Source organism: Streptomyces mangrovi, assembly GCF_900114215.1.
In the GTDB taxonomy this organism is placed as follows: Bacteria; Actinomycetota; Actinomycetes; order Streptomycetales; family Streptomycetaceae; genus Streptomyces; species Streptomyces barkulensis.
This window is the reverse complement of the sequence record NZ_FOSG01000002.1, coordinates 365,201-378,403: the sequence shown is the minus strand read 5'-3', so window position 1 is coordinate 378,403 and position 13,203 is coordinate 365,201. Positions and strand designations below refer to the sequence as shown.

General features: G+C 73.8%; 7 protein-coding genes and 1 pseudogene. 6 read left to right on the top strand and 2 right to left on the bottom strand.

Translation table 11 applies throughout. The features are described 5' to 3' along the window. Position 1 precedes the first annotated feature (1 nt). Positions 2 to 688 carry a Crp/Fnr family transcriptional regulator gene (locus tag BM237_RS04400; RefSeq protein WP_093847964.1) on the bottom strand — a complete coding sequence of 229 codons (687 nt, stop codon included), beginning with the start codon at positions 686 to 688 and terminating at the stop codon, positions 2 to 4. 461 nt (positions 689 to 1,149) lie between these two features. On the opposite strand from BM237_RS04400, the gene BM237_RS04395 reads away from it, so the two are divergent. Beyond that, complete coding sequence (locus BM237_RS04395) at positions 1,150 to 4,038, top strand: AfsR/SARP family transcriptional regulator (protein WP_093847962.1); 2,889 nt, start codon at positions 1,150 to 1,152, stop codon at positions 4,036 to 4,038. Positions 4,039 to 4,143: 105 nt separating this feature from the next. Here the strand turns inward: BM237_RS04395 and BM237_RS04390 are convergent, their stop codons facing one another. Further along, a complete protein-coding gene (locus BM237_RS04390; RefSeq protein WP_175540880.1) occupies positions 4,144 to 4,722 on the bottom strand; it encodes a M23 family metallopeptidase in 579 nt (192 codons plus the stop codon). A 319-nt stretch (positions 4,723 to 5,041) separates the two neighbouring features. Here BM237_RS04390 and BM237_RS04385 point away from each other — a divergent pair, with 319 nt between their 5' ends. The 5 genes and pseudogenes from BM237_RS04385 to BM237_RS04365 form a co-directional block, all read left to right on the top strand. Next, positions 5,042 to 6,640 (top strand): S8 family peptidase, encoded by a 1,599-nt coding sequence (locus BM237_RS04385; RefSeq protein WP_093847960.1) that lies wholly within the window; start codon positions 5,042 to 5,044, stop codon positions 6,638 to 6,640. A 250-nt stretch (positions 6,641 to 6,890) separates the two neighbouring features. Beyond that, positions 6,891 to 7,643 carry a GntR family transcriptional regulator gene (locus tag BM237_RS04380; RefSeq protein ID WP_093847958.1) on the top strand — a complete coding sequence of 251 codons (753 nt, stop codon included), beginning with the start codon at positions 6,891 to 6,893 and terminating at the stop codon, positions 7,641 to 7,643. Positions 7,644 to 7,823: 180 nt separating this feature from the next. Then, positions 7,824 to 8,051: a hypothetical protein gene (locus BM237_RS04375; protein WP_093847956.1), complete on the top strand. Its 228-nt coding sequence runs from the start codon at positions 7,824 to 7,826 to the stop codon at positions 8,049 to 8,051. 88 nt (positions 8,052 to 8,139) lie between these two features. After that, on the top strand, positions 8,140 to 10,662 hold the full coding sequence (locus BM237_RS04370; RefSeq protein WP_245793393.1) for a SpoIIE family protein phosphatase: 2,523 nt from the start codon (positions 8,140 to 8,142) through the stop codon (positions 10,660 to 10,662). Positions 10,663 to 11,028: 366 nt separating this feature from the next. Further along, a pseudogene (locus BM237_RS04365) lies at positions 11,029 to 12,948 on the top strand (ATP-binding SpoIIE family protein phosphatase); the annotation flags it as partial. Between the last annotated feature and the right edge of the window lie 255 nt (positions 12,949 to 13,203).

Below are 13,203 nucleotides of genomic sequence, written 5' to 3'. Positions count from 1 at the left end.
GTCACGTCGGCGTCGCCGAACGGCCCAGCAGCCGCAGCGGTTCCGGGTCGGTGACCGTGATGACCTTCGGCCCGGTGCGTACCAGCCCCTCCTCGCGGAGCAGCCGCAGCGCCTTCGCCACCGCCTCACGGGTCGCGCCCACCGCCGCGGCGATCTCGTGCTGCGACAGGGGGAGCCGGATCACCGTCGAGCCGCTCTCGGGGCGGCCGGTACGGTCGGCGAGTTCGACGAGGCAGGCGGCGAGCCGTTCCAGGACGGTGGCCGAGGCCAGGGAACGGCGCTGGTCGTCGGCGCTGCGCAGCCGCTCGGTGAGCTGCGCCATCACGAGGCCGGTCACGAAGGGGCGGGCCGACATGAAGTGCCGGAAGCGGTCGCCCGGCACCACGAGGGCCTCCACGGTGCCCAGCGCACTCACCGTGGCGCTGCGCGGGCGCCCGTCCAGGGCGGCCATCTCGCCGACGATCTCCCCGGCCTGACGCAGCGCCAGGATGAGGCGCCCCCGCTCGGTGGCCCGCCACACCGTGCACCAGCCGGTGAGGATCAGCAGGACGAAGGTGGTCGAGGAGCCCTCACCGACGAGTTCCTCCTGCGACCGGTAGACCCGCCGGTGTCCGAGAGCCAGCAGCGACTGCCGGTCGGCGTGGGCCAGTCTGCTCAGGAAAACCTGATTCTCTCCGAATAACCCCACGGTCCCCCCATGGTGCTCGGCAGGGCACACAGAGTAGTTCAGCGGGTGCCGTCTTTCAGCCGGGTGACCGAAGTGGGACGGGGCATCGGTGAGTGGCGTCCGGCGAACCGGCGCGGAGCCCGCGCGGCGCACCGGTCCTTCCCGGGCCGTACCGCCCGGCGCCGGAAGGAGGAACGGAGACATCCGCGGCCCGCGTACGCTGCCGGGCCCGACCCGGCGGCAGGAGTCCCGCCGTGCCCGCCCGGCGGCGGAGGGGGTGTGGAGGCCGGGGAGCGTGGACGTCCCGGCCGTCGCCGACGGCCCGCGGGACTGTCCGAGGACACCCGCGCGGCATCCGTACGACACCTCGGGGACGGCCGGCGTCCGCCGCGGAGAGCGGCGTTCCGCGCGCACCTGTCCGAGTCCCTCGTACGCCAGTACGCTGTGCCCCCGAGCCACGGACCGTCGCGGAGGGCGCGTGGATGGGGGATCCGACTTTCGGGGTGCTGGGGCCGCTGAGGGTGAGGGGGCGCGGTGCCGAGGTCCGCATCGGCGGTCCCAAGCCGAGGGCGGTCCTCGCCACGCTGCTGCTGCAGCCCGGGGCCTTCGTCTCGCTCGACATGCTGATCGAGGTCCTGTGGCCCGGCGGCGCCCCCCGGTCCGCCGTCGCCAACGTCCGCACCTATGTGCGCGCACTGCGCCGCGCCCTGGAGGAGGCGGGGGTCGCCACCGGCGGGCTGAGCACCCGGCCGTCGGGGTACGCGCTCGACGCCGCGCCCGGCGACATCGACATGTCGCTCTTCGAGCAGCGGCTGGAGCGAGCCCGCGCGGAGCGCGACCGCGGCGACGACGAGGCGGCGCTGCGCCGCTACGAGTCGGCCCTCGGCCTGTGGCGCGGCAGCGTGCTGCAGGACGTGCCGTCCAGCGTGGTGTGGGATCCGGTGGTGGCCAGGGCCGAGGAGGCGCGGTCGGCCGCGGTCGGCGAGTGCCTCGAAGTGCGGCTGCGCATGGGGGAGTACGCGCCGCTGGTCGCGGAGCTGCGCTCCCGCCTCGCCGAGGACCCGTTGCGCGAGGACCTGTGGCAGATGCTGGTGCGGGCGCTGCACGGGGCGGGCCGTACCGCGCAGGCCCGTGCCGCCTACGCCGAGGCCGAGCGGGTCCTGGCGGCCGAGCTCGGTGTCGAACCGGGCGCCTCCCTGCGCCGCACCGGGGAGGAGGTCAACGGCTACACCGGCCGGCGCCGGCCGGTGCCGGCCGAGCCGGTGCGCCAGCTGCCGATGGACGTACCGGACTTCACCGGCCGGTCGGAGGAGGTCGGCGCGCTGGAGCGGTTGCTGTCGGCGGCCGGCCGGCAGCCGGTCGTCGCCGTCCTGTCGGGTCCGCCGGGCTCGGGCAAGACGACCCTGGCGGTCCATGTGGCGCACCGGGTGTGCCACGCCTTCCCCGACGGCCAGCTCTTCGTGGACCTGGGCGGGATGAGCGACCGCCCGCGCGAGCCGGCCGATGTCCTGGCCGAGATGCTGCGGGGGCTCGGCGTCATCGACAGCGCCGTTCCCGGTGAACCGGGCGAGCGGGCCGCGCTGCTGCGCTCGCGTATGGCGCAGCGCCGGTTCCTCGTCGTCCTCGACGACGCGGCGGGCGCCGCGCAGGTTCGCCTCCTGCTCCCGGGGACCGGCGGATCGGCGGTGCTCGTCAGCTCGCGCCGCCGGATGCCGGGGCTGCCGGCGCACCACTTCCCCATCGGCGTGATGAGACACGACGAGGCCCGCGCGCTCCTCGGCGCGATCGTGGGGGAGGAACGGCTGCGCCGGGAGGGCGCCGACGCCGACCGGGTGCTCGCCGGCTGCGGCTCGCTGCCGCTGGCCGTACGGATCGCCGGCTCCAGGCTGGCCAACCGGCCGGGCTGGAGCGTCGGCACGCTGGCCGACTTCCTCCACGACGAGCGCGGACGGCTGGACCAGCTCCAGACGGGCGAGATGGAGGTGCGGGCGAGCGCGGAGCTGAGCTACCGCCATCTGCCCGAGCAGGCGGCGGCGGCCTTCCGGGCCTTCGGGCACCTGACCGGCGATGCGGTGCCCGGCTGGCTCGTCGCGGTGGCGATGGGCCGCCCCGACGGGGCCGCCGGGGAGCTGGAGGCGCTGGCCGACGAGCATCTGGTCGAGGTGGTGGGCACCGACCGGCTGGGGCTGCAGCGCTACCGGATGCACGACCTGCTGCGCTGCTACGCCCGGGAGCTGGCCGAGGCGGACGGCACGGGGGTGCTCCCGCGGCGCCGACTGCAGGTCGTCGACGCCCTGATCGCGCTCGCCCGCTGCGCGAACTCGGCGATGCCCACCCGCTTTCTGGGGGTGCTCGGGGAACCGGCCCGGCCGACCGGGCCGGCCGCCGCGGTCGCGGGCGCGGTGCGCGCCCGGGCCGTCGAGTGGTTCGAGACCGAGCGCCGGCTGCTGGTCCGGTCGGTGGAGTCCGCGCTGCGGCTGGGTGATGTCTCCCGGGCCGCCGATCTCGCCATCGAGCTGGCGGGCTTCTTCGATATGCGCGGCCACTACGGCGACTGGCTGAGAACGCACCGGCTCGTACTCGACGCGATGCCGGAGCCGGCCGGTGCCCGGGCCGCGGCGCTGCTGCGCAACCTGGGCCAACTCCACCTCTACCAGGACCGGTACACGGACGCGCTGGAGTCGTTCGTCACCTCACGGGCCCTCTTCGCCCGGCTGGGGCATCCGTCGGGCGAGGCGGTCGCCGCGGTGGGGGCCGGTTCCGTGCACCGGGTGGTGGGCGATCTCGACGCCGCCCTGAAGGCGTTCACCGACGCGCTGCGCGGGTTCGGCGGTGCGGGCGACCCGCACGGCGAGGCGGTCGCGCACAACGCCATCGCCTCGGTGTGGCTGGAGCGCCGGGACCCGGACGCCGCGGCGCCGTGGCTCGACGGCGCCCTGGAGCTGTCCCGTGCCGTCGGCGACCGGCACCGGGAGGCGCAGGTGCGCCGCCGGATCGCGGTGCTGCACGAACTGCGCGGCGAACCGCACGCCGCGCGGGCCGAACTGGAGCGGGCGCTCGGCATCTTCGACGAGCTGGCCGACACGCACTGCGCGGCCTATGTGCAGCAGAGCGTCGGGGAGCTGTGCCTGCGGCAGGGCGACGCGGGCCGGGCGTCGGCGCTGCTGGCGGACGCGCTCGCCGTGCAGCGGCAGCTCGGCGACCGCCGGGCCGAGGCGCGCGTCGCGTGTCTGCTGGGCGAACTGCACCGGGCTACCGGCCGGGAGCAGACCGCCAGACGCTACTTCCACCGTTCCCTGTCGACGTGGCGCCGGCTCCAGGTGTGCGATCAGGCCGAACTCGTGGACGCGAAGCTGCGTTCGCCGTGCTGACGCGTTCGCGGGGCGTGCCGCCTGCGGCGCCGGAGGCGGCACGCCCCGCGGGGGCGGACGTCGGGTGCGGCGGACCCGGTCGCCCGTCACGGCGCGGGCGTCACCTCAGCACCTGTTGGTGCTCTTCTGGTAGCGCGTCGTGTAGTCGGGGTAGCTGACCCCCTGCACGACCGCGGTGACGACCGACCCGTTGTGGATCTGCTCGTAGTGCAGGTGGGGGGAGAGGCTGTACTTGGCGGACGACTTGCCGACCCGGCCGATCCGCTGGCCGGCCGTGACCTTGTCGCCCTTGTTGACCCCCCGGCTGTACAGGTGCGCGTAGCGCGTCCGCCAGCCGTTCCCGTGGCCGATCACGATGGTGTGGCCGTAGCCGGTGGTGGTGGAGTAGTGGGAGGAGAGGACGGTGCCGCCGGCGCTGGCGAACACCCGGCGCTTGAAGTCGTCCGGGTTGCCGTTCGCGTCGTAGTGGTTCCAGTCGATCGAGCGGGCCGGGCTGTGTCCGTTCCAGTTGCTGCCTCGCCAGACCTGACCGCAGAGGAACGGCATCTTGAAGTTGGGCCGGGCCAGGGCCTGTACGGCGTCCGGTGAGCTCTCCTGCGGTGTCGCGACGGCGCTGGGGGCCGTGGCCGCGAGGGCGGCGACCGCGCTCGCGGCCGCGAGTATCCGACGGGAACGTCTCTGCATGGGCTTCCCCTTGTGGTCGGTGACGGGGGCGATTGAAGGGGGCGCTCATACAAAGCGGATACAACCGCCGGGCCCGGTCCGGCGGCCGGGCCGCCGGACCGGCCGCACCGGTTCCGGAAGCCGGCGTCCCGTGGCCGGAAGTGTGTTGACGGCATGTGACATGTACGTGTCTTCATGCACGCACCCTTGTGTCTTTCCTATGGATCGGCGAATCTTTCGAGCGGCGAACCGTTCGGGCACCGCGCACCTCCCGGTGCTTGGTTTGTCATGCCCATGCGCATTCCCTCAGTAGCGCACCCCACAGGAGGAGGACCCCCACATGGCAGCGATGCGTCCCACCCGACGCAGACGTGCCCGTGCGGCCACGGTGACCGCCGCGGCCCTGGCCATCGGCTTCGTGCCCGCGGTGACCGCCGTGGCCGCGCCGCCCGCCGAAGGCGTGATCCAGAACGCCGGCGCCCCCGGAGCGATCAAGAACAGCTACATCGTGACCCTCGACGAGGACGCGGCCGACGCCGGCTCCTCGAAGGGCAAGTCGCTGGTGAAGAAGTACGGTGCCAGCATCAAGCGCACCTACCGCGAGGCGCTCAACGGCTACGCGGTCCAGCTGACCGAGGCCGAGGCGAAGAGGCTCGCCGCCGACCCGGCCGTGGACGCGGTGGCGCAGGACCAGAAGGTCTCCATCGCCGGCACCCAGACCAACCCCCCGTCCTGGGGCCTGGACCGCATCGACCAGCAGTCCCTGCCGCTCGACAACAGCTACACCTACCCGGACTCCGCCGGCCAGGGCGTGAACGCCTACATCATCGACACCGGCGTGCGGATCAGCCACAGCGACTTCGGCGGCCGGGCCGTGAACGGCTACGACGCCGTGGACGGCGACAACGTCGCGCAGGACGGCAACGGGCACGGCACCCACGTCGCCGGCACCGTCGCGGGCACCTCCCACGGCGTCGCCAAGAAGGCGAAGATCGTGGCCGTGCGCGTGCTGGACAACAACGGCTCCGGCACCATCTCCGGCGTGGTCGCGGGCGTCGACTGGGTGACGCGGAACGCGGTCAAGCCCGCGGTGGCCAACATGAGCCTGGGCGGCGGCGCCAACTCGACCCTCGACACCGCCGTGCGCAACTCCATCGCCTCCGGCGTCACCTACGCCGTGGCCGCGGGCAACTCCAACACCAACGCGTCCACCTCCTCGCCCGCCCGGGTCGCCGAGGCCATCACCGTCGGATCCACCACCAGCTCCGACGCGCGCTCGTCGTTCTCCAACTACGGCAGCATCCTGGACATCTTCGCGCCGGGCTCGTCCATCACCTCCACCTGGCACACCTCGGACAGCGCCACCAACACCATCTCCGGTACGTCGATGGCCGCGCCGCACGTCGCCGGCGCCGCCGCGCTGTACCTGGGGGACAACCCCGGCGCCACCCCGTCCCAGGTCGCGTCCGGGCTGGACTCCGCCGCCGTCACCGGCGCGATCTCCGGCCCCGGCAGCGGCTCCCCGAACAAGCTGCTGAACGTGGGCGAGGGCGACCCGGGCGACCCGGGCGACCCCGGTGACCCGGGCGACCCGGGTGACCGCTTCGAGAACACCGCCGACTACCCGGTCCGCGACAATTCCACCGTGGAGTCCCCGATCACCGTCTCGGGTGTCAGCGGCAACGCCCCCTCCGACCTGAAGGTCGAGGTCGACATCCGGCACACCTACAGCGGCGACCTCCGGGTCGACCTGGTCGCCCCCGACGGCAGCGCCTACCGCCTCAAGGACTACGGGACGGGCGGCAGCGCCGACAACGTGATCGGCACCTACACCGTCGACGCCTCCTCGGAGACCGCGAACGGGACCTGGAAGCTGCGGGTCAGCGACAACGCCTGGTGGGACACCGGCACGATCAACTCCTGGGCGCTGCAGTTCTGAGCCCCGCGGTTCCCACTTCGCGGTCCGGCCTCCGGACCGGCGTCCGGAGCGATCTTCGGACCGGCCTTCGGCGGCTCTGACCGCTTCGCACCGCCCCGGCCCCCACGGCTCTGCCGTGGGGGCCGGTTCCGTGCTTGAAACCTGCCCTGAGCAGCACTTCATCACATCGGGTGAAACCCTGGCCGATTATTGCGGCGTACAACCTTCCGTTGCCAAGCTGTTGCACACCGTCAAGCCGTTGGGAGGACATGTGCCTTTCGGTGAGCAGCCCGCATATCTGCGTGTGGCCGGGGATCTCCGCCGGAAGATCGCCGACGGCACGCTTCCGCCGCGCACCCGGCTGCCGTCGCAGGCCCGCATCCGCGCGGAGTACGGCGTCTCGGACACCGTCGCGCTGGAGGCCCGCAAGGTGCTGATGGCCGAGGGGCTGGTCGAGGGCCGCTCCGGGTCGGGGACGTACGTGCGCGAGCGGCCCGTGCCGCGCAGGGTGATCCGTACCGGCTACCGGCCGGCCGGCGAGGTCGGTCCGTTCCGTCAGGAGCAGGCAGACGAACGGGTGTCGGGCACCTGGGAGTCGCACAGCGAGCAGGAGGAGGCGGGCCCGGCGGTCGCAGAGCGGCTGCGGATCAAGGAGGGGGAGCGGGTGATGCGCACCCGCTACCTGTTCCGTGTCGGCGGGGAGCCCTCGATGCTCTCCACCTCGTGGGAGCCGCTGGCCGTCACCGGGCGCACTCCTGTGATGCTGCCGGAGGAGGGGCCGCTCGGTGGGCGGGGGGTGGTGGAGCGGATGGCTGCCATCGACATCGTCGTGGACAACGTGGTGGAGGAGGTCAAGGCCCGGCCCGGGCTGGCGGAGGAGATGCTGGTGCTGGGCGGGGTGCCGGGGCACACCGTGCTGGTGATCGAGCGGACGTACCGCGCCGGCGGGCGCCCGGTGGAGACCGCGGACGTGATCGTGCCCGCGGACCGCCACCGCGCGGTGTACCACCTCCCGGTGCGCTGAATCACTCCCGCGCGCCCCTTGCGGATGCCGTCTCCGGTCGCACACATGGCCGAAATCATGCCGCATTGTGCCAACGCGAATGCGCTGAGTGAAGTCCGGGCGTAGGCTCGGGCATATGCAGACCGGTGGATCGTTGGGGGAAGTCGTACGGCGCGGGGCGCCGGACGGGAGGGGCGCACGATGAGCGAGAGCAGGACCGTGCTCCCCTGGATGGTCATACGGCAGGATCCGAACGGCAACCGCTACCGCGTCGGCCGTTACGCCACCCGGGCCGAGGCCCAGAGCATGGCCGAGCGGCTGGGCGGGGGCCGGGCGGGCGGCGCCGGGGCGGAAGAAGTGGACGGAAGGGCGCAGGAGCGGCGCTACCTGGTCGAGCGCCTGCGCCGTGGGGGCGGTGATCACGCCTGACCCATTGCACAATCGGGTATACGGACAAACAGTCCCAAAAGGCCCGGGTGCGCGCCCGGGCGAGAGCCCGAGCGTGGACGAGGACGGCGTGAACGACCCACCCAAGGCATTCCACGGCGCGGTCGAGGGCGTGACCACCTCGCTGCTCGACACCCTGCGCGTCGGTGTCGTCATGTTCGACACCGACGGCTACATCATGCTGTGGAGCCCCACGATCGAGGAGATCCTCGGGTGGCCCGCCCAGGCCATGGTCGGCCACTACTACGGCGGCTACCTCACCGAGGCCCCCGTCGAGTCGGCCTCGGGAGCCCCCGTCCCGCACGGCGAGATCTACCGGGCACTCCGGGAGAACGGGTACTGGCGCGGCAGCATGCGCGTCCGCCATCGCGACGGCTACACCGTGGAGGTCGAGGGCCGAGCCTCCCTGCTCACGCCCCCCGACTGCAAACCGTTCGTTCTGGCCAACATCGTCGAGACCTCCCGGCTGCGCGCCGTCGAACAGGACCTCGCAGCCCTCGACGCCCTCTTCGCCACCTCCCCGCTCGGCATCGCCGTCTTCGACACCGAGCGCCGCTACGTCCGCGCCAACGAGGCACTCGCCCGGCTCAACGGGAGGCCGGTCCACGAGACACTCGGCAGGACCGTCCACGAGGTCCTGCCGCAGAACATGGCCGACACCCTCGCCCATATCCAGTCCCTCGTGCTGGAGACCGGCCGCCCCGTGGTGGACACCGTCCTGGCCGCGCCCGACGGGCACGGCTGGCGCTCGGTGTCGTACGGCAGGCTCACCAGCCCCGACGGACGCGTCCTCGGCGTCAGCTCCACGGTGATGGACGTCACCGAGCGGCGCGACGCGATGGAGAAGATCGAGCGCGCCCGGCAGCGGCTGAAACTCCTGGACGACGTCGGCGTGGCCCTCGGCGACCTGCTCGACGTCCCCAAAATCGCCAGGACGCTCGCCGGTGCCCTCGTCCCGCGCTTCGCCGACTACTCGAGCGTGATGCTCTACGGCGCCGTCGCCCACGGCGGCGAACTGCCCCGCGCCGCCCGGCCGTCCGGCGCCCCGCTGCTCCAGCTCGGCGCCGCGGCCAAGGACCGCGGCCCGGTCGTGGAGCGGATGCTGAGGGTAGGCCAGGACATCGCCCTGGAGAGGGGGTCGATCTTCGAGAGCGTGCTCACCTCCGCCGCCCCCCATCTGGTGATGTCCCGCGAGGAGCTGGTCTCCGCCTCCTACCCGGGCGATCCCAAGGTCCAGGCCGCCCTCGACCTGGACATCCACTCCCTGATGGTCGTCCCGCTGCGCGCCCGGGGCACCGTCCTGGGACTGCTGCTGCTCAACCGGGCCGACGGCCGCGCCGCCTTCGACCGCGACGACCTCGCGCTCGCCATGGAACTGGCCGGGCGCGCCGGCATCAGCCTGGACAACGCCCGCCTCTACGCCCGCGAGCGCGAGAGCGCCCTGATGCTCCAGCGCAGCCTGATGCCCCAGCAGGTGCCCTCGCCGCCCGGAGTGCAGATCGCCTACCGCTACGTCCCCGGGGGCAGCCACGCCGAGGCCGAGGCCGAGGCGGGCGGCGACTGGTTCGACGTGATCCCCCTGGCGGGCGGCCGGGTCGCCCTGGTGGTCGGCGACGTGATGGGCCACGGGTTGCGCGCCGCGGCCACCATGGGGCAGCTGCGCACGGCGGTGCGCACCCTGGCCGCCCTCGACCTGCCGCCCGACGAACTGCTGCGACGCGTCAACGACCTGGCCGACGACCTCGCACAGGGGCCCGACGAGCCCCTGATGGCCACCTGCGTCTACGCCGTCTACGACCCCTCCACCCGCCAGTGCGTCCTGGCCACCGCCGGGCATATGCCGCCGCTGCTGCTGACCGGCCGGGGCGACGGCTGGGAGGTCAGCCAGATCGAGGCCCCGTCGGGCGCCCCGCTGGGCGTCGGCGGGGTGGAGTTCGAGTCCCTGACCCTGGAGGTGGAGGACGGGTCGGTCCTCGTGCTCTACACCGACGGACTGATCGAGCACCGCGGCGAGGACATCACCGAGGGGCTGGACCGCCTGGTGTCCCTGCTCGGCGGCCTGCCCGCCCAGCCGTTCCTGGAGGACGTCTGCGACCGGGTGCTCGGCGACCTGGACCCGGGCACCGCGCCCTCCGCCTCCACCGGGCCCACCGAGCCCGCCGGCCCGGTGGGCTCGGTGGACGACGTGGCGCTGCTGCTGGCCCGGCTCGGCGGCCTGCCCGAGGACAGCGCCGCCGCCTGGACCTTCCCCGCCGAGACCTACGCCGTGCGCCGGGCCCGTGACGCCGTCCGCGGCGTCCTGCGCGGCTGGGGACTGGAGCCGCTGACCGACGACACCGTGCTGCTCGTCAGCGAACTGGTCACCAACTCCATGCGCCACGCCCACGGGCCCATCGGCGTACGGATGGTGCGCGGCGCCTCCCTGCTGGTGGAGGTCTCCGACCCGCTGCCCGCCCCGCCCCGCGAACGCAACGCCGCCGTGGACGACGAGGGCGGGCGCGGCATCCAGCTCGTCGCCCGCGGGGCGCGCCGCTGGGGGACCCGCCACGGCCCGATCGGCAAGACCGTGTGGTTCGAACTGAGCCTGCCGTGACGGCGATGGGCTCGGTTCCACTCCCGTACCCCGGAACAGCGGTCCCACCTGCGCCTTGACGCTGTGTCCAACACACCGGAAAAATTGCGCCACGCCACATCGTGCGTCCTGCGCTTCCGGCCGCGGTGCCGCCGCCGGGCCCGGTCGGGGACGGCCACGCCGCCACGGCGCGTGGTTCGAGCGGACTCCGCCTGGTTAGGAGAGAGGGGACGGGAGCGGCCCGGTCCCGCCGGACGTGGCGGAAACCGTGCGGCGGACGGGACCAGCGGGTTCCGGGCGGAGCGCGCCCGGAAGGATGCTGGACCGGAACAGGAAGGGGCGGCGTTGAGCGACATTCCGGCCGAGGCGGGAAAGCCCGACGACGTACGCCGGGCCCTGGCGCTGCTGAACGCCGCGGGGGCCCGGATAGGCAACTCCCTGGATCTGGACACCACCGCCCGCGAACTCCTCGACGTGGCCGTGCCCCAGTTCTGCGACCTGGCCTCCGTGGACCTGTATCCGGAGGTGTTCTCCGGGGAGGACCCCCGGGTGGCGGACGGCCTGGACGGCACCCGTCCGCTGCGGCGTGTGGCCTTCGCCAGCGCCGTCTCCGACGGCCCGATCACCCTCGGCCACCACACGGGCGGCGCCCCCGACCCGGACCACGTCGAACCCGGCGGCATCCACCGCTACCCCGCCGGCTCCCCGTACGCCGACGCGCTGCGCACCGCCCGCGTCCAGCGCGTCACGGGCACCCTGGTGCGGTCCACCCTCGCCGTGCCGATGGTCGCGCGCGGCCGGGTGCTCGGGCTGGTGCAGTTCTCCCGCACCAAGGGCAGCGAGCCCTTCGGCGAGCGGGACGCCGCCCTCGGCGCGGAACTGGCCGCCCGCGCGGCCGTGTGCGTCGACAACGCGCGGCTGTACCGCAGGGAGCACGAGCGCGCGCTCATACTCCAGCGCAGCCTGCTGCCCCCGGACGACCCCGAGGCCGCCGGGCTCGACATCGCCTGCCGCTACCTGCCGGGCAGTACGGCCAGCGAGGTGGGCGGCGACTGGTTCGACGTCATCGAACTGCCCGGACACCGCACCGCTCTGGTGGTCGGCGATGTGATGGGCCGCGGCCTGCGCGCGGCCGTGGCCATGGGCGAACTGCGCACCGCGGTGCGCACCCTGGCCCTGCTGGACCTGGAACCCGCCGAGGTGCTGGGCGCGTTGGACGAGATCGCCCAGGGCCTGGGCGCCTCACGCGACGGCCGCGGTGGCCGCGACGGTCACTGCGGCCCGGCCGCGGACCTCTCCGAGGTCTATCTGGCCACCTGCGTCTACGCCGTCTACGACCCCGTCACCCGCCGCTGCACCTTCGCCAACGCCGGGCATCTGCCGCCCGTGCTGGTCGAGCCGCGCGACGACGGCGGCGAGCGGTCCGCGCTGCTGCTGGAGGTCCCCAAGGGCGTGCCGCTGGGGGTGGGCGGCGAGCCGTTCGAGGAGACCGAGGTCGAGCTGCCGGACGGCGCCCTGCTCGCCCTCTACACCGACGGCCTGGTCGAGTCCCGCCACCAGTCCCTGGACGAGGGGCTCCAGGCGCTGCGCACCACCCTGTCGGGCCCCGACCGCCCGCTGGAGGACGTCTGCGACGAGGTGCTGGGCGCTCTGGAGACCCATCACGGCGAGGACGACATCGCCCTGCTGCTGGCCCGGATCCAGGGGCTGCCCGCCGATTCGGTGGGCGACTGGCGGCTGCCGGCCGAGCCCCGTTCGGTCGCCCGCGCCCGTGATCTGACCCGCCGCCTGCTGGCCGCGTGGGATCTGGAGGACCTCGCCGACACCGCCGAACTGCTCGTCAGCGAGCTGGTCACCAACGCTCTGCGCCACGGCATGGGGGTCTCCTCCGCGCAGCCGGGGACGGGAGCCCTTCCGGCGCAACCGGGGGTGGGGGTCCCCCCGGCGGAGGCGCCAGGGGTGGGGGTCCCCCCGGCGGAGGCGCCAGGGGTGGGGGTCCCCCCGGCGGAGGCGCCAGGGGTGGGGGTCCCCCCGGCGGAGCCAGGGGGAGAGATACGGCTGCGCCTGCTGCTGGACCGCACTCTGGTGTGCGAGGTCTGGGACTCCGGACTCGTCCAGCCCCGCCGCCGCCGTGCCCGCGACACCGACGAGGGCGGCCGCGGTCTGCAACTGGTCGACCTGCTCTCCTCGGGCTGGGGCAGCCGCCGCACTCCGCGGGGGAAGACGGTCTGGTTCGAACTCGCGCTCCCCCGGGAGGGTGAGCCCAAACCGCCGGACTCGGCCGAGGCCCTGCTGAGCCTGTTCTGAAGGGGCCGCCGGCTCCGTCCCCGCTCCCGCCATGCGCGGGGCCGCGGGCGGGAGTGCCGCACGTCACACCGCCTTCGCGGAGGAGCCGCGCCCGCGTCCCGGCGCGGGGCGAAGCTCCCGGTCGGCGGGCGGTCACCCCGGTGTCACCGGTGGGACACGGGCGCGGCCTACGGTCGCGGCGAACGCGGTCCGGGGCCGCGGGGAGCCGCCGGGCCCCCTCCACCGGCGCCGGGCCCGTAACATGGAGGGATGACA